Origin of the sequence: Paenibacillus sp. FSL L8-0641 (assembly GCF_038006265.1) — a bacterium.
GTDB classification, from domain to species: domain Bacteria; phylum Bacillota; class Bacilli; order Paenibacillales; family Paenibacillaceae; genus Paenibacillus; species Paenibacillus polymyxa_D.
This window is the reverse complement of record NZ_JBBOUW010000001.1, coordinates 1,375,676-1,393,802: the sequence shown is the minus strand read 5'-3', so window position 1 is coordinate 1,393,802 and position 18,127 is coordinate 1,375,676. Positions and strand designations below refer to the sequence as shown.

The 18,127-nt window shown below is 47.1% G+C and carries 16 protein-coding genes and 1 riboswitch; of the genes, 2 read left to right on the top strand and 14 right to left on the bottom strand.

Annotated features, from left to right (window positions below):
• Positions 1-73: 73 nt before the first annotated feature.
• Together MKY16_RS06245 and MKY16_RS06240 are read right to left on the bottom strand one after the other, a co-directional pair.
• Entirely contained in the window at positions 74-760 is a 687-nt protein-coding gene (locus tag MKY16_RS06245; RefSeq protein WP_029516206.1) for a CpsD/CapB family tyrosine-protein kinase, read from the bottom strand.
• Positions 741-1,490: a YveK family protein gene (locus MKY16_RS06240; RefSeq protein ID WP_029516205.1), complete on the bottom strand. Its 750-nt coding sequence runs from the start codon at positions 1,488-1,490 to the stop codon at positions 741-743. The genes MKY16_RS06245 and MKY16_RS06240 overlap by 20 nt, the downstream gene beginning before the upstream one ends.
• Positions 1,491-1,816: 326 nt before the next feature.
• Between MKY16_RS06240 and MKY16_RS06235 the strand changes: the two genes are divergently transcribed.
• Positions 1,817-2,185: a helix-turn-helix domain-containing protein gene (locus tag MKY16_RS06235; RefSeq protein ID WP_025720479.1), complete on the top strand. Its 369-nt coding sequence runs from the start codon at positions 1,817-1,819 to the stop codon at positions 2,183-2,185.
• A gap of 53 nt (positions 2,186-2,238) precedes the next feature.
• On the opposite strand, the gene MKY16_RS06230 is transcribed toward MKY16_RS06235, so the two are convergent.
• The 4 genes from MKY16_RS06230 to MKY16_RS06215 form a co-directional block, all read right to left on the bottom strand.
• Positions 2,239-2,421, bottom strand: a complete 183-nt coding sequence (locus MKY16_RS06230) for a hypothetical protein (protein ID WP_029516204.1) — start codon at positions 2,419-2,421, stop codon at positions 2,239-2,241.
• A gap of 309 nt (positions 2,422-2,730) precedes the next feature.
• A complete protein-coding gene (locus tag MKY16_RS06225; RefSeq protein WP_340954626.1) occupies positions 2,731-5,028 on the bottom strand; it encodes a hypothetical protein in 2,298 nt (765 codons plus the stop codon).
• Between the two features lie 48 nt (positions 5,029-5,076).
• Positions 5,077-6,678 (bottom strand): glycosyl hydrolase, encoded by a 1,602-nt coding sequence (locus tag MKY16_RS06220; protein ID WP_340884651.1) that lies wholly within the window; start codon positions 6,676-6,678, stop codon positions 5,077-5,079.
• Between the two features lie 13 nt (positions 6,679-6,691).
• Positions 6,692-6,772: riboswitch (cyclic di-GMP riboswitch) on the bottom strand.
• Positions 6,773-6,927: 155 nt separating this feature from the next.
• Positions 6,928-8,304: a sugar phosphate nucleotidyltransferase gene (locus MKY16_RS06215; protein ID WP_029516201.1), complete on the bottom strand. Its 1,377-nt coding sequence runs from the start codon at positions 8,302-8,304 to the stop codon at positions 6,928-6,930.
• 49 nt (positions 8,305-8,353) lie between these two features.
• Here MKY16_RS06215 and MKY16_RS06210 point away from each other — a divergent pair, with 49 nt between their 5' ends.
• Positions 8,354-8,680 (top strand): hypothetical protein, encoded by a 327-nt coding sequence (locus MKY16_RS06210; RefSeq protein ID WP_340954624.1) that lies wholly within the window; start codon positions 8,354-8,356, stop codon positions 8,678-8,680.
• 197 nt (positions 8,681-8,877) lie between these two features.
• Here MKY16_RS06210 and MKY16_RS06205 read toward each other — a convergent pair whose 3' ends face one another.
• Genes MKY16_RS06205 through MKY16_RS06170 form a run of 8 tightly spaced genes read right to left on the bottom strand, consistent with a single transcriptional unit; the run spans position 8,878 to position 18,125 of the window.
• Entirely contained in the window at positions 8,878-10,206 is a 1,329-nt protein-coding gene (locus tag MKY16_RS06205; protein ID WP_029516200.1) for a UDP-glucose dehydrogenase family protein, read from the bottom strand.
• A gap of 5 nt (positions 10,207-10,211) precedes the next feature.
• Positions 10,212-11,312 (bottom strand): glycosyltransferase, encoded by a 1,101-nt coding sequence (locus MKY16_RS06200; protein ID WP_029516199.1) that lies wholly within the window; start codon positions 11,310-11,312, stop codon positions 10,212-10,214.
• 28 nt (positions 11,313-11,340) lie between these two features.
• On the bottom strand, positions 11,341-12,489 hold the full coding sequence (locus MKY16_RS06195) for a glycosyltransferase family 4 protein (RefSeq protein WP_340954622.1): 1,149 nt from the start codon (positions 12,487-12,489) through the stop codon (positions 11,341-11,343).
• On the bottom strand, positions 12,486-13,673 hold the full coding sequence (locus MKY16_RS06190) for a glycosyltransferase family 4 protein (protein ID WP_340954620.1): 1,188 nt from the start codon (positions 13,671-13,673) through the stop codon (positions 12,486-12,488). Before MKY16_RS06190 ends, MKY16_RS06195 begins: the two co-directional genes overlap by 4 nt.
• Positions 13,660-14,499, bottom strand: a complete 840-nt coding sequence (locus MKY16_RS06185; RefSeq protein ID WP_023987421.1) for a glycosyltransferase family 2 protein — start codon at positions 14,497-14,499, stop codon at positions 13,660-13,662. The genes MKY16_RS06190 and MKY16_RS06185 overlap by 14 nt, the downstream gene beginning before the upstream one ends.
• Before the next feature lie 22 nt (positions 14,500-14,521).
• A complete protein-coding gene (locus tag MKY16_RS06180; protein WP_029516196.1) occupies positions 14,522-15,901 on the bottom strand; it encodes a lipopolysaccharide biosynthesis protein in 1,380 nt (459 codons plus the stop codon).
• A gap of 5 nt (positions 15,902-15,906) precedes the next feature.
• Positions 15,907-17,349 (bottom strand): O-antigen ligase family protein, encoded by a 1,443-nt coding sequence (locus tag MKY16_RS06175; protein WP_340954617.1) that lies wholly within the window; start codon positions 17,347-17,349, stop codon positions 15,907-15,909.
• 5 nt (positions 17,350-17,354) lie between these two features.
• Positions 17,355-18,125, bottom strand: coding sequence for a WecB/TagA/CpsF family glycosyltransferase (locus MKY16_RS06170; protein WP_013309155.1), 771 nt, complete (start codon positions 18,123-18,125; stop codon positions 17,355-17,357).
• Positions 18,126-18,127: the final 2 nt, after the last annotated feature.

The window sequence follows — 18,127 nt, the reverse complement described above, 5'->3', positions numbered from 1 at the left end:
CGCTCCTTATTAATAAGTATTATTTATACATTGTTAAAAGAATTTTATATACTCTCATTTTCCTCCTTTTTATTCATGTCAGATTGCGTTCCTCCATCCCCCGCTCGACACGGGTATTCGAACGCTTCACATTATTAAGTACTACGCCCAGAATGCGCGCCTTTACTCTTTCCAAATTCGCTTTTGCTTTCTTGACGACATCCTTTTTGACCTTCCCTGCCTGCACCACCAGAATGACTCCGTCACACATGGCGCTTATAATGAAGCCATCCGGAAAGGACAGCAACGGCGGTGTATCCATTAGGATCACGTCATAATGTTCTTTCAGCTCAACCAGCAGAGCATTCATTCTGCGGGAACTGAGCATCTCGGACGGATTGGGCGGGTTCGGTCCGGCTGTAATTGCATGCAGATGGTCAATCCCGGTTTCTTGAACCACATCCTGCCATGCCTGTTGATTGGCAAGCACCCGTGTCAGCCCTGTATGATTACGCAAACCAAACATATGGTGCAAGGAGGAACGGCGCAGATCCATATCCATAATCAGCACCTTTTTCCCCTCTTGCGCATAGGTTACAGCCAAATTGCTAATTGTGACCGTTCTGCCTTCACCCGCCTGAGCGGACGCCACCATCATAACCTCAATCGGCTCGTCTATAGAAGAAAACTGGATGTTAGTGCGAAGCATGCGGTACTCCTCCGAAACGGAAGACTGAGCATGTAGGGATGTAACGAGCTGATTATTGATTAATCGCGGCATATTGCCCTTCACCTACCTGTTTAGGAGTTGTAGTGGAGCTGTCAGAGCGTTTATCTTCTTTTTTCATTTTCGTAATCAGGGCTAGGGTAGGCAGACCGAGTTCTATTTCAATATCCTCTTCATTCTTAAATGTATCATCCAGTACCTCCAGCAGAAACGCCAAGCCTATTCCCAACAATAAAGAGGTGGCAAAAGCAATAAATATCTGTATAGTGGCATTACTGTTCACGGGAACTGCTGGATCATTCAGACTGGCTTCGCTTAGGATGGTGACATTGTCCATTTTCATGATAGAGGGGATTTGCCGTTTGAATACTTTGGCTACCGCATTGACGGTTTTCACAGCCTTCGTATACGATAAATCGCGGATTGTTACATCCATGACCTGTGAATCACCTGCGGTGTTCACTCTTAATTTTTGCGCCAATGCTGACGGAGTGACCTTAAGATCGGGGAAGCTGGCGACCACCTGATCCATAATCGCCGAGGAGATCATAATTTGCTTATAGGAGTTCGTTAAGGCTATATTCGTTTGAACTACACTGTAATCGACGACACCTGCACGATCCGGTCGTGGCGTCTGGTTGATAATGAGCTTTGCGGTAGCTTCATAAATCTGCGGGGTAAAATACATATTTTTTATGCCCACTACAGTACATACTAGCAGTACGATGCTACCAATCAACCACATTCTTTTACGGATCAAACGGATGTACTCTTTCAACTGCACAAGACCAGTCCTCCCTGATTGACTTGTTTTCGATGCAATAACGCTTGTACTGATCCTCTGCATAACGGGGAAAAGAACGGTGCATGACCCTCTAATCTATAGTAAAATGTTGTATAATAGCGCATAGAAGGTCTAGCCAGCGAATAAGCACAAAATGCTCATCATCGGTGGCCTCTTAGGGTATATAAACGAAGACATCAGTGAAAACTATTAAATAAAGATACGTTATGTAACTTACATAACTAATTTATGATACAAAACGTATCTTGTCAAGCGTAAACTTGCTTTTTTACCTTTCTTAACCTTGCCTTCAGGAGGAAAAACGGATGAATTATGGCACCCGCATCGCTGAATTACGAGAACATAAGGGATTAAAACAAGAGGAACTAGCACAATCCCTCGGAATTACGCGGGCAGCTCTTTCTCACTATGAAAAAAATAGGCGCAAGCCAGATTTCGAGATCCTGACCAAGCTCGCTGATATTTTCGGGGTAACGATTGACTACTTGGTGGGACGTACGAGCCATCCGGCGGCAATATTGGATTCAGATGTGAGGGAATTTGTGGACCAGCTTGAACTGTCCGATGAGGATATTCTGCAACGTTTCAACCTGACCATTGATGGACGCACCTTGTCTGAGGAAGAAGCCAAACGTTTTATTGCATTTGTCCGAATGGAACGAATGATGGAATAAAGAAAGCGGCCGACTGCTTCACGTCTCGCTCAAGTAAGACCAGCCGTTGGAATTTACACGCGCTTGTCCTTCCGGTATGTGGTTCCATCCGCGTCGCTTTCTAGCCATTCTGGCATCGTGAACCCACATTGGAGCAAAATGTCCCGGATGTCCAAGTGGATGGCAGCTTTGTCTGCTTTCTGTACGTTGTTTTGAAAAAGAGGGTTGTTCCCCCCTAATTCTGTCTCCTTGTTCATTCAGCACTAACCTCACTTTATTATTCTTGGTCACCGGAAAGAAATTTCCCACAAACCTTGTATGTATAGTCGTGAACAAAACTATTATATATGAATACACACCTGCAATGTTGTCGTCTTATGACGAGAATAAAAAAGGATTTTCTTATTTTTTTCTTCATTATACGTAAAGTATTGGCAAATCAGAACGATTTTCCAACAAAAAAGAACCTGTCAGGTCCTATTTTCTCCTGATAGGTTCTTTTTTGTTTTATTTCGAAATGATGTTAGGTATTCGAACTCTAAGGTCCTATATGCATTCCGATCTGATTAAGCGACCTCGGCTGCTTGGGAAACCTGAGTACCTCCGGTCGCTCGGACTTTGTAGACATAGTGGCTTCCGGCTTTTACCGTGCGGTCTGTATACGTGCTTCCCGCTACTTGCGAGGCAATCACCTGATAGGCCCCGTCGGTTCCGTCAGCACGCAGCACATCATAGGAAGATACGCCTTCTGCCTGAAGCCAATTAATCTCTACCGCCCCATCCTGAACAGAGGCAGCCTTCACCCCTGTTGGAGCTGAAGCTGCGGTCTGATCTGTACTTTTTAATTCCAAAATATATTGTACCGCTTCGCCAGGGCCCAGCTTTTCTTCAAAATCAAGGGCAGGAGAAGCCTTGAGCCCTGATATGGAACGCTGTGCCTGACTGTAAGTGGAACCCGCTCCAAAACGTTCACCCGTGTACAAACCGGCATTCGGCATTGTCACCCGTACACGAACGGTCTGCGTGGTGGATTCGAAATTCACTAGATTTACCAGCAATTTGTTTGAAGTAGCGCCGCTACCTGCCAGCGGTTTAAGCTTGGACGTATCCACCGCACGCACATACACCATTTTATCCTTGGTATCCTCTGGATTCAGCACTGTATAAGTCAGAGGTTTCCCATGCGTGGCATAGGCTAGACTCAAGCGTCTCATGATCTTAACACGAGTGTCCTGTCCCTGCCCGAACGGATAAATTTCTGTGTTGGCCGGGTTATGACTTTGCAGATCGAAGCCTGTTTTAAACAGCGTATAATCTTTATAAAAAGCAGCGTGCTGGATAAACATATCGGCAAACCCAATTTGTGAACGCATAATCCGGTCGAATGCGGCTGCTTGTGGCTGACTAGCCCCATAATCTGGATTATCTCGATGCGTATCATTGGTACCGAACTCCGTGTTCAGCATCTTCTTCGCCAGTCCGTCGCTCGAACCGCCGAAGGTTTTCAAATTTTGAATGAAGCTGCCCCCGCCCTCTTCATTATACGATTCACCGTAGGCGTGTCCGTTGGTCAGGTCAGTGACTTCCTCCAGCTGTTTACGCTGCGCCGGGTCTCGCTCCCATCCATCCGGATCACCGCATTTTTTCGTACCTCCGGTTTGATTTTTGCACGCCTTGGTAGAGTACGTCGGCCAGTAGGCCCAACCCGGCGCTACCGTTTTGAGATGCGGTGCCAATTGCTTCCCTTCCGTATTCAACCACTTAGCTACAGCCAGATTTACCGCCTTGGAGCGATTAAATAATCCAGGTTCGTTATCTACTTCATAATATTGAAGATAAGAACCGTATTTTTTTACATAATCGCGCAACTTTTGCTTGGCCGTTTCTGGCAGAGAACCATCTTTTTGCAGCTTGATATCACCTGTATATAAATACAAAGCAGACGATTGCATATTATACTGCTTTAACGTTTGATAGTAATCATCCACGTCTGTACATGCCTTGCCCACATTGCTGGCACAGGTGACCCTCATGACATTGCCACTATAAGCAATTCCCAGCCATTTGAGAACGTATGGTAAATGCTTAACTGCACCCTGATCATAATAAAATTCTTTATTGTTCACATTTGTTCCGGTCAGTATATATTTACCGTGTACCGGTTCGGTCGCAGGTGAAGCTAACGTCTCCAAGCTCAAGTCATCCCAAGTCCACCACACATTTTTATCTTCTGCAGAGGAGCAGTATAGGCAGCGCGCTGTCTTTAGCTTGAGTACGTTAACACCGCTTTGCAATTGCTCTTTGGGTATATACAGCTCGTAGTTGTTTTTGAAATTATAAGCACTCCCAGTACCGGATACTCCGGCAATCTGAATAATACCGGACAGCTGTTGATTTGAAAATACAGCCATTTGTGGGACTGCTTTGCCCGCATCTAAAATCCGAACACGGAATATCATACCATTGGGAGGAATCTGATTCAGCTTATACTGGAGTGTCAGTTCAGGGTTCGTGGACGCATTCAAACCGGGAGGAATATCTCCACTGCTGAGCAATACCGGAACTGTTGTACTCTCTTCTGCTACCGACAACGCTGACATTGCTCCTTTAGCAGATGATTCGGTAGAGGCAGCTGCTGTAGAAATGTCGATATTATCCCTGCCGACCACACCTTTGAATTCCGCTGAAGAGTCATCCCTCTGCCCCAGCTTCCATACTGGACTGGCAGCTGCTACTTTATCCGTCTGCAATTCTGCGCTTCTTGAAGGCGTGTATATAAACCAAGCGATCATCGCTATAGCTACGATCGCTAGTAGTCCAGATAAAACTCCTGTATACCTATGGGATAACCATTTTTTTATCATATGATCGACCCTCTCTCCTCAAATTTTTGGACCGGGAAAGAGTATTAATCAAGGAAGAAACAAAGCGTTTCCGGGAATCACCGCTTTCGCTTCATGCTGACTTTCCCACATTAGACGTGCCATCGCGTCGCCTTTTTCATCATAGTATTCTACTTTTAAATCTACCATTTTGCCTGCTTCCAAAGTCATACTGCCTTTACGCTCTGTCCAGCTTTGTTTGAACCAGCTGTCAATCACCAACTTGCCGTCTACCCATACACGGATACCATCATCGGATATCGTGGTGAACGTATAGGTCTCGCTATATTGCGGTTTGATTTTACCCGTCCAGCGAACCGAGAACTGATCGGCATTCACCTTAGGGTCAGCTGCATTGGCACGCCAGTTGTAGTCCAGCTTGCTATCTGTACGGATCAAAACAGGACTTCCATTCAAATTCATATTGTTAAAATATTCGCCACGCAACCCGTTCACATATACCACATCAGGAACAGAAGGGGGAGTCGGAGCTGGGGGAACGATCACTACTGGCGGAGCCGGGATAGGCTCACTTTGTCCCTCGTCCGGTAAGGTCGGTATATCTGTCCCAGGTGGTTGAATCGTTTCCAATCCATTCTTCACATCATCCCGCGTCAAACTCCTCGAATCATTCATATAATCCTGAATTTGATTTGTTGTGTTATTCTCAGTCAGCATCTTGCCCCAAGTCATGGAATATACCCATTTAGGTTGAGCCTGCAACACCTCAGAACTAGGCATCTCACCGTGCTCCCCAATGGCAATCGGCTTATTCCGTGCCAGCCCAAGCAGACCTTCGTAATGACTTTGCTTAAAATCATTGTTGTAAATATCTACTGCCAAGATGTCCACTCTGTCATCCCCCGGGTATTTCGGGGTGTACGGGACAGTATACGAATTGGGCGCATTCGGACTCCATACCCACAGCAGATTGTTCAATTGATGTGTGTTGGTAAAACGGTCGTACATGATATTCCATAGCTGATTGAAATTATTTTTGTTTCCCCACCAGAACCAGTCGCCATTCATCTCGTGGTAAGGTCTCCACAAAACCGGAACCCCTGCATCACGAAGCTGCTTTAACGATACAGCGGCCTTATCCAGATCGGCAATGAGGAGGTTATACTGCGTAGTACCTGGGGTCACGTATTTGTTGAACTCTGTCTGACTTACTTTCGCCTGTACATTGGCCCAAGTCAGTGGCCTACCTGGTAGCGCTTCATGAAAAGTCATCGTCACAATACCACCGGATCTGTCCCAACGGATAGCACTATCGACGACATTTTTACGTTGCGCTGCTTCTGTAGCGTCAGATTGACCAGAGATAGCTCCCATCTCATAGCCGTGTACACCTACATATGCCTGACTGATTTTTTGGACCTTGTTACTTAATTCATCCGGACTTTCCAAATAATCATGCTGACCGGTGACTATTTTTTTCCCTGAGATGTTGAGTAAATAATTGTATAGTTCACGGGCCTGAGTAGAAGCGTCCGAATTAACAGGTTGTAATGAAGCGGCATTCGCCACAGACAGAGAATCACCAAAACCGACGGGCAACAATGAAAAAAGCATAACAACGGGGAGTACATGACGTATCAGTCGATACAGAGGAATAAAATTGAATCTCACTTTCGCTCTTCCTTTCGGTAGCCAGGCTGCCATCCTTGTGGAAGGCCCTTTAGCTTTGCGTACCTGCCTTTCGACAGGGCTGCGTTTATCGTTGGAAGGAGTTTGGATTCCTTCTTACCCTAAGTATCGACTTTATTTTACCAAAATTTAATAGGTCATGTTCATGAATTTACAGGTTTTCGCCCAAATTCGACAGTTTGAGCCATGAATTTTCATGAATTTGTCTTTTTTTCGTTTTTACGAAAATAATTATGAGATAAATTGGTGACGGGAAATTTCATTCCAATCCATACAAAAGCGGACAATATCCTCTTCAACCAATTCAGAGCCAGTCTGCACCTCAATAAAATCCACATCTGTCACAGCCAAAATGCTATGCTTCGTCCCTTCAGGAATGCGGACTACATCACCAGCCTTTACTTTGTGTAGCTTCTCATTCAAAATAATTTCCGCTTCACCGCTAATAATGGTCCAGATTTCACTCCGTTTGAAATGAAGCTGGTAGCTGATATTTTTGCCTTTTCGTACGCGGATTCGTTTGGTCAATACCTCGTTACCCTCGTCATATTTGACATAATCCACAACCCGATACTGCCCCCAACGACGTTCTTCATACATTGGACGCTGATCATGAGCCTTGAGCACTTCTTTAATACGAGGACTTTCTGCCTTATTGGTCACAAGAATGCCATCCGGGCTAGCCGCTACAATCAGATCATTCGTTCCAATGATCGCCACAGGAATGTCTAACTCGTTAATAAGACTCGTATTGACGCAATCCTCCGTTACTACACCTCTGCCCACTTGTTGATTAGACATTTCTTCTGTGAGCGTATTCCAAGTACCTAAATCCTTCCAAAAACCATCATACGGAAGAACTACAATGTCCTTTTCCTTCTCGACTACTTCATAGTCAAAACTGATTTTTTCCAGAGATGCGTATTGCTTTTGCATTTCTTCATAATTCAGCGGCAATCCCTTGGATGCCAAGATATCCAGCAAATAACTTAATTTGAACGCAAAAACCCCGCAGTTCCATAGAGCATTGCGTTCAATCAGACGCTCCGCCTGCTCCCGGTCGGGTTTCTCTTGAAAATGGCTCACTTCGCGGTAGCCAGTGCTACCTTGGGTGGCATCGTTTTTCGGAATAATGTAACCATATTTCTCTGAAGGATAGGAAGGGACAACCCCGATTAATGCAAGCTTGCCTTCACTCTCCTGAAGCGTATGTTCCAGTTGGGCTACGGAGGCGAAGAAAGCATCCTCAACATAAGGATCTACAGGCAATATAGCTACAATTTCATCAGGTGAAACACCTGCAATGGAATATAAATAAGTCGCTGTCAGCGCAATCGCAGGAAAGGTGTCTCTGCGTTCTGGCTCAACAATGATACGCGTATTCGGCCCAACCTGACTCTGGATCATTTCGACCTGTGCTCTCCCTGTCGCAATAAACGAGGATTCTGATAATCCGTTGTCTCCCAATTGTCTCCATACCCGCTGTACCATGGATTCCGAAGTCCCCTCCGGGCTCTCCAGTACCTTCAAAAATTGTTTGGAACGGGAATCGTTGGACAAAGGCCATAATCTTTTACCGGAACCACCAGACAAAAGTACGAGCTTCATAACTCTCCACTTCCTCTCTATAATGTATGGGTGATCGGATGGGGCAGGGTTGAGTAGTCCGCTACGGGCTGGATTTGATCTTACGATCGCTGTTGGACCGGGATTCATTCGATTATATAAAATCGTATATAGGTTTGAATCCCGGTCCAAAGGCGAACGCTATCGCTTCTCCAGATTCAAATCCACCCCTGCGCTACTCAAAAATGCATCATGCCGATCATACCGTTTATTGCAAAAGGCGCGACCGGACATTATTAAGTCCGGTCAGCCTGTTAGCGCTCACGCGCTCGGCTCAGCCGCGAGGCGCTTTGATCGGAAGGAGCGGCATCAACCGCGCCGCTCCTTCCGATACGCCCTTCCTACTCCCATCCCATAAGGTGGGAGTTTAAAACTGTGACTCCACGGCGGAAAGCAACGGAGCGGGCAGAATTGTTCTGAAGAAGCGTCAGCGTTTGCCTTTACCCCCGGATTTTAACCTTTGAATGTTTTACACAATCAAGAAAATCCGGGGGTAACAGCAATCGGAAGAACAATCTGCACGCGCAGCGCCTCCCCCACCACCACAGTCACTTTTTAAACTTCCACTTTATCTCTGTTCCACCCACTCATCCGCGGACGCCCCACGGAATAGTATTCCAGCCCGGAGCCTTGAATCTGTTCCTCGGCGAATACGTTACGACCGTCAATTAGAACCGGTTTGCGCAGAAGGGAGGCCAGTTGTACGAGATCGACCTTTTTGAACTCTTCCCAATCGGTCAACAGGCACACAGCGTCGCTACCTTCGGCGGCTTGCTGTGGGGATGAGCACCACACAATATTCGGGTGATCCACGTGCTCCTTGAATTTATCCATCGCAATGGGATCATACAGTTTGACAATTGCGCCTGCCTGAATGAGTGTTTCTACGATTTCCAGTGCTGGAGCTTCGCGGATGTCGTCTGTATTTGGCTTGAAGGCGAGGCCCCAAATGCCAATCGACACACCGTTCAGTTGACCCAGCGATTCACGCAGCTTGGATACAATCATAAAGCGCTGGTCGGTATTCACCTCGACCACCGATTTCAACAACTTAAATTCATAGTCTACATTACCCGCAATTTGGATAAGCGCATTTGTGTCTTTTGGAAAGCAAGAGCCACCATACCCGATCCCTGCTTGTAGGAAAGAGGAGCCGATCCGTTTGTCCATACCCATGCCATCAGCCACACAGGTTACATCGGCGCCAACCTTTTCGCAAATATTAGCGATTTCGTTAATGAACGAAATTTTAGTTGCCAGGAACGCATTTGACGCGTATTTGATCATTTCAGCACTACGGATATCCGTCACATAGATTTTATCCGTGAACACCTGATGCAGAGTGACCATTGTTTCACGCAATCCAGTATTGTCCAAACCAATAATGATGCGATCCGGATGAAGCGTATCATTGATAGCTGAGCCTTCTCTCAGAAACTCAGGCGCAGATACGATATCGAAAGACAAACTCGTGTGACGAGCCAATACGTCCTTAATCTTTTCGTTCGTTCCGACAGGTACAGTACTCTTGGTCATAATAATCTTATACCCGTTCATGGCTTTCCCAACATCAGCAGCCGCCTGTTCAATGTAGGACAAGTTCGCCTCGCCGTTAGCCAGAGAAGGCGTACCTACCGCCAAAATGACGATATCCGAGCGGCGTACCGCATCAGCCAAATCCGAAGTAAACTCCAATCGACCTGCTTCCAGATTCAGCGCGATCAATTCCTCAATACCCGGTTCATAAATCGGAGATTCTGCCCGGTTCAACATGTCGATTTTGTACTGCTCCAGATCGACACAAATCACCTCATTACCTTTTTGCGCAAAACATACACCCGAGACGAGCCCAACGTATCCAGTACCAATTACAGCCAGCTTCATTCCGTTCATCCTCCTTTTAGAAAGTTCACATAGGCTTGTTCTACATACTTTTTCAGTTGATCCTTGAAGTTATCTTCATCAAATTTGCGGGCATGGGTAATGATATCGTCCACATTCCATGCATGCTGCTCGACCTTTGCGACGGCCTCTAGCACATCCTCTACTTGATGCTTGCGGAAAAATACGCCGTTCACATGAGGAACAATCGTATCCAGCGCTCCCCCACCCTGAAAAGCGATAACAGGCCGTCCGGCCGCATTCGCCTCCAAAGGCGTAATACCGAAGTCCTCTTCGCCCGGAAAAACGAGCGCTCGGCATTCTGCCATCAGCTTGTTAACCTCTTCGTCCTCAAGCCTGCCGAGGAACTCAATGTTCGGGGCAGCCATACCTTCGAGTCGTTTACGATCTGGTCCTTCACCCACAATGCGCAGCTTGAGACCGTTACGTTTGAATGCTTCGATCGCGAGATCGATGCGCTTGTAGGACACCAATCGGGATACGATCAGGTAATAGTCACCGATGTTTGTAGCGCGTTTAAAACGGGATGTATTAATAGGTGGGAAAATGACATCCGAATCCCTTTGGTAATAGTGCAAAATTCTTCTTTTAACAACCGAAGAGTTGGCGACAAACTGGTCTACGTTGCGCGAAGTTTTGGCATCCCATGTTTTCAACCGGTTCATGTACAGCTTTAGCATGTTTTTGAGCAGGTTGGATTTGGACTGCCGGGCCATATATGTATCGTAATCCCAGGCAAACCGCATCGGTGTGTGACAATAACAAATGTGAAACGTATGTTTGGGTACCTGGATGCTTTTCATAAATGCACTGCTGGAGCTTAAAACAATATCGAAATCCCTAAAATCAAAATCACGGATAGCGATGGGATATAGCGGCAGCACTCCTTTGAAGTTGGCCTTCACTCCTGGGACTTTTTGTAGCCAAGTGGCTCTAATATCCGCATCTTTCAAGTTACGCGACAGGCGGTCGTCGCTGAACACCGTTGTGAAGATAGGAGCCTCCGGATACATATCGTGGAATACCTCTACTACCCTTTCCGCTCCGCCCATTTGGATTAAGTAATCGTGTGCTATCGCTATTTTCATCTAAATCATCCTTTAACGCGAATGTCGGTCAGACTCCTGCCAACAAACCCTTATAGTAATGAACTATATCCTTAACTGTGTTCTCGATGACAAAATGCTTCTTGACCCGTTCCATCCCTCTCTCACCCATCTGCTGACGTTCCTGTGGATGCTCCAACATCCAGCGGATGGCTTCTTCCAGCTTAGCCGGGTTACCCGGTTCAATAAGTAGCCCGGTTTCATGGGGTACCACCGTTTCCTTGGGTCCACCCTCATTGGAAGCAATCACTGGGAGACCAGCAGCCATGCCTTCAATAATGACCTGACCGAATGGTTCTGGTGTAATAGAGGTATGAATCAGTAAATCACAACGCTGCATCAGGCCTTGAATGTCATCGACGTGCCCCAGCAGATTGACATTAGCCAACCCGTATTCGCGCATCGTGGACTCTAATCGTTGCTTGTATTCCTCTTCTCCGAACAATGCATCTCCAGCCAGCCAGAATTTCACGCGCTGATCTGGTAAAAAGGAACGTGCCGCTTCCAGTAAAATATGTTGTCCCTTCCATTCCGCCAATCTGCCGACCAATACGACGTTAAACGAGTCATCACCACGTGAATGTGCAGCCGTGTCACGTGCTGTAATTGCTTTGGCAAAAGCGGAATAAACGACGAGCGTCTTTTTGTCCGGGGGTAACTCCAATGCACTCAGCGTGGACTTGGAATTGGCAATCACTCCGTTGGGCAAAAAGCGGGACATCAGCCGAATCCCTTTGGCTACAATCGGCTTCAGATACGGCGGACCGATGTGGTCACGGATATGCCAGATCAAGGGCAGCTTCGCCGATTTGGCAGCTACTGTACCATACAGTGCAGACTTGAGCGAGTTCGTGTGAACGCACACGACCTTTTCCTCACGCAGCAAGGGCGCAAGTTTTCTACCGTATGCCAGCAAACGAAAAGCTGCTGCAGGCGCACCTAGATTCACGGCGTTCCGTCCCCGATTGCGAATCGAATCGTCCAATGGAATGATGCGCACATCAATATCACGCTGCCGAAGCCGATCTGCCAAATCACCCTCCTCTGCCAAAATAACGAGCGGGTCGATATGTTCCCCGATATTCGTCAGTATGTTATACAAAGCGACTTCGCCGCCGCTCCATCTTGCCGTATGGTCAATATAAGCTACTCTCATCATTTCGCCGCCGCCTTTCTGTCAAGGACCTGTCGGAACACCTCTTCCACCTGCTCCGCTACATGTCCCCATGTATATCTGCTCAGGACATGGTCCCGGCATTCCCTTGCATTCGGTAGAAGTTCACGATGATCCAGCACACGCAGCAACCCTTCAGCAATGGCTTCACTGTCCGTTCCCTGGAACAATAGCTCGGGACGGAATCCTCTTAAAATTTCCTTGCTACCGCCCACAGGAGTGGCCAGCACTGGCAGTCCCGAAGCCATTGCCTCCACCGTGATCAGACCGAAACCTTCCAGCGCCTGTGTAGGTACGACGAACAAATTCGATGCTTGATGGTACAGTGGAAGCTCCTCATCCGACACATAACCGAGCAACCTTACATGGTTATGAAGATTGTATTCCGCTACCTTGGAAGCCAATTCCTCCATCAAGGGGCCCTTCCCTCCAATCAGCAGCAGATGATCAGGATGACGCTCGGTTACTCGTCGCCATGCTTCGAGTAGCTGTAGCAGTCCCATTCGATTAACAAGACGACGAACGGTTAGCACAATCGTCGCGTTTTGCGGCAAATTCAGGCGCTCTCGTACTGCTCCCCGATCCTCTGCCGGGTGGAACCTTTCTACATTCGCCGCTCCGGGAATAATGTGAATTTTGCTGAGTGGAACCTTATAGTGCTCATGCAAAATATCCCGAAAAGTCTCGCTTAGCACTATAAATTTATCCGACAGACCGTAGGCCTTCATTTCAATGGATTTAGCCAACGTCGTTTTTAGAAAATGCTTGATACCCTGTCCTTCAATCTTCATTTCCTCCGTCCACGGTCCGTGAAAGGTGGTAACTACCGGGATTCCTCTTTTTTTCGCCTCCAGCGCTGGCCCGACACTATAGGGAGCAAAATGGGAATACAATATATCCACCGGTTGCTTGTCGAACAACTCTGCTGCATATTTTTGCATTAGCTCCCGGCGCTTCCAGATGGATTGCTGCTTGCTGCCAATCGTATGAATCCGAATACGGTCGGGCGCTTGCGGCTGCTCGTCACTACAGATTAGAGCATCCAACGTATTGCGCTCTAACGTAAGCTGCTCACAGATCGATTGGAAATATGTGTTAAGGCCTCCTGGCTGCAAAGACGGCCAGCTCAACCCCGTTGCCGCAATACGAAATCCGTTATTGTACGACATAGCTGGTTTCTCCTTTCTGCTCGGTATGTCCGTCATCCACGATTTCTATCTTTTTTCGCCGCTTGGTTAGCTCATAATGCTTGAAGCAGACGAGAAACTCATACATCACCCAGAAAACGGCTACGGCAAAACCCGCCAATCCCTTGCGGTATAAGCCTTGGACAAAATACTTCTGCACAAAGCGGGCAGGGGGCCGCCACAACAGTCTGGTAATCCGAAAGGATCTTCCTTTGTTAAATGCCGTCTCTGCTTCCAGATCTGTATATTTATTAAAACGGGTCATATGATCACTGATGCTGCGGAAGCCGTAGTGCCATAACACACCCTCCAGATTGACAATCTGGGAAGAGGCTACATCCGGCATTTCATGAACAAGACTATTCGTAATGCCATAAATACGACGATTGTACAAACGAACCAGATATTCGCCTTTATTCATCCATTTGCCGAGAAAATCGCCAATCCGAAATACGGAATATGCTTTGGCCGGATCGTGGAGCGTTTCCTTTACTTTCAACAAATCTCCAAGCAACTCTGCATCCACTACTTCGTCCGTATCAATCAGGAATATCCAATCAAATTCCGCTTTTTCAACACCAAACATGCGCTGCTTGGCATAACCGGGCCACGGGTTAGAAAACACCCGACAGCCCAAGGATTCAGCTACCTGAATCGTATTGTCCTTGCTCCCTCCGTCAATGACGACGATATCGTCCGCAAAGGGCTTGCAGGATTTAATGGCGGCTGTGATTCGAGTGCCATCATCCTGAGCGATAATAACTACGGATATCCGGTTGTCCGCGGGAACGCTAGACATGTGGTTCATTAGCGGGTGCCTCCTTCTTTATCTAACCGTTAACTGGCTTTTTCCGGATGTAGTGTGACATCGTTGATCGGAGCCATTGAAAATCTTGTTTGGAAATAAGCAGTCTTGGAATCTTCATTTTTAGAACGAATTTAACATTACATAAAATGAAAATGAACCGTAGAATCCCCGAAGACAGCATTGCTATCCCTGCACCCGTCAATCCATATCTCGGCACGAGTATGGACAGCAATGGAATGACGAGCGCCAATCCGACACCCTGTAGAATGGTAACCAGTTTGGGCTTACCCAACGCCATAAATTGTTGTGCCAGCACCATGGTCCCTCCACTGATAGCAACCTCAAGCACCAGGAACCGGAATACCGTAAGCGCTTGTTTAAACTCTTGACCATATAACAATGTAAATACGAACGGAGCAATCAGCATCAGCATCATCGCAGCCAGAAAGGTTGCTGTTGATGTCACTCGAAATGCCCGAAATGTTATGTCCACCGCCTCTTCCTTATTCAGACCAGAGGCTTTGGGAAACAGCACGACAATGATCGAGGTAGAAAATACATTCACCATCCTGGCCAAGCTGACCGCTACTGCATATAAACCGAGATCAGCGGGTCTGAGCAGACCCGCAATCAAAATCTGATCAATATAAGTGGAAACCTGCCCCATGAGATCATTTCCGTATGAACCCATACCGTAGGTAAAGAGATTTTTAAATTGCGTCCAGCTGTTCTTTACCTTGGGTTTGTACAGCCGAATCATTCGTATCGTGACACCGATATAAATCGGCAAGCCTGGTAGCAAATAAGCCAATGCCGAGGTGTACGGATTCATATTTCCGGTTAAGATCAGAATCGCCAGACCCAGCAGTGTACTCAGCGGTACCAGATACCGGAATAAATTGTACTGCTTATATTCCGAGCGAACTTGAAGCAATGCATTATTGATCTGTGAAATCGCTATGAGCGGACACATCATCATGGAGCACTGCGCGAAAAGGATGACCGATGAAGAAAAAGAGCGCAGCCAATAAGGAATTAGAAAAACTCCGACGAGTGTCGCCAAGCCCCCGAACATGGTAGCCAGCAGCAAGGCCAGACCATACAGCTTGCCCGTTTCCTCCGGTTTCCTTTTCGCATTGTAAATCAATGCAGACGGGACACCGAAGCTCATGCAGAAGGCGAGAAATTGGGACCAGTTCACCATCGCTGTCTGTTCCCCGCGTCCAGTAGGACCCAGGAATCGTGCCGTTAGCACACCAGTCAGCATGTTCACGACGAGAATCAGCATACTGAATATCATCGTTTTTACTGCTGCAGAGCTGTTATCCTTGCTTTTGGCAAACCGAATCACTGTGGACCATAGTGTCCGGACAGGTGCGGATAATGCTTGTAAGTTTTGCACAGCCTTTACCTTCTTTCCGCGATGACATCTTTTGCCCATAGTCCTATTCCGATCATCATCCAGATCAGATAGCCGCGCATACCCGGGAAACCATTATCCGATATGAGACTGGCTACAGCTCCGGCCCACGTAGCCAACGCCAGTCTGATATAAGGCTGACTGGAATCTCGTTCGGCAATACGGACGAGAAGGCGCTTGATGATAACGAACAGACCACCGAAGAAAAAGAATGCTCCGAAAATACCGAAGGTGAGGAAAATGGCAATATACCCATTATCCATAATCCCAAGTTCACCGAGATCGCCGCCGTTATCAAGCTTGGTTCCGATTCCTACACTCCCGATCCCCTGCCCGACTGGATTGCTAGTAATCGCCGGAAGCATCGTATGCAGTAAATCCAAACGCTCGTTGTACGAATGATCCTGTTGAATATCCGTCAGCGTCTGCATACGAGCCACCAAACCCTCTGCCCCTGGAAGTTTTGGAACAATAATGTAGAGAAGAAGACCGACGACAGCTAGTTGAACCAAGGTCTTCCACTTCCCCTTGGAAGATGAACTGAGAATATAAGCCAACAACATGACGAATGCAATTAGCCAGGCTGAACGTACCAGCGTGATTAAGAGACAAACGACCGTCAGCAGAATTCCGATCCATCCCAAAGTGCCACGCCACCGTTTTTCCATTAGCATGGGTACAAGTGCCATCGCCAGGAAAATAGCGCACGGACCGGGCGAGTTCATGGAAGAAAACACTCTGATTTGAAGCGGTTCTGGAACACCAATGGAATTCATTTCTACATGATTCATCCAAAATGCATCCCAAGGAGGAACTGTCAAATACTGAATAATGCCGTAAATCGCCACAAGAACAGCAATGTTGGCATATGAATACAGCAGTCGGTCCAGTTCCTTCGCTTTCATGGGCTTAATCGCAAAATATGGCAATAGGATCAAAGGAACCACATAATTGGCTAAATCATAAGCAAAAACAATACCATTTTTGAATAACCCGACGACACTTCCGTAGGCCAATTCTATGCCGAAAAATACAGCAATTCGGGTTAATGGCTTTTCCGCCAGATGAATACCCCGCAGCACAGGAATAATCAACATACTGCTTACCAGCAGCGGTGCCACGCTCAACAAGGAAACCGAGTGGTACGTTCCCTCCAACCAATCCGCAATACGGCGGATTTCCGGGCCTACTGCCCACACTGCCAGCGTGTAAGGAATCAGTAGCCGGGATTGCAAGATCGCCAGCAGGAAGGCCGGAAAAACGAGCGCCAGCAATATGGCTCCCTGCTGGCTCATGGTGGGATCCATCTTGGCGCTGGCAAATCCGATGGCGAGTGGCAGCATACAAGCCAGCAACCCCATGCCGATCATGCCGATTCCACGCCGATTTCCTAGCCAAACGGAAATCTGCTGATCTGCCAACCGACTCATGTTTCTCACCCCTGACCTCCCTTCATCCGCTTCCGCTTGAACATCTCCTTAAACAGCAGAACGAGAAATTGGGAATCCTCAATCAAATATCTTTTCCACAATCGTTTAGGCTCCTGAGACAATCTCCAGAACCATTCAAATCCCGTCTTCTGCATCAGCTCCGGTGCTCTTTTCACATTTCCCGACAGGAAATCAAAGGTCGCTCCCACCCCAATCGAAATCGGAGCGCGGTAAGTCTCATAATATCTGTAAATCCATTTTTCCTGTTTAGGTGCGCCTACACCAACAAAAACGATGTCCGGGCGAGCCTCTTGCAGCAATTGGACAATGTGTCTGTTCTCCTCTTCGTTTTTCTCAAATCCATAAGAAGGAGAGTAACAGCCCACCACGTTCATGTTCGGATAAGATTCCTGGAGATTGAGCATAGCCTTCTCAGGAATACCGTCAGCTGCACCCAGAAAAAATAAACGATAGCCTCGATCCTCAAAAGCCTCCCCCAACCGAGTGAACAAATCTGACCCGGACACTTTTTGTTTGAGGGGCTTTTTCAGCAACTTGGACGCCCATATGATAGGCATCCCATCGGCCACTACAGCTCCGGCATCTGAATACACCTTGCGGAATTCATCATCCTTGCGAAGCTTGATCACATGATCGACATTACAGGTCAAAATGTAGGAATGACGCTGATGTTCAATAGAAGTATCTATAAATTCGAGTAGATCATTAAAATCGTAATTATCAAAGTTGACATCGAACATGTTCACTCTGCTCATCG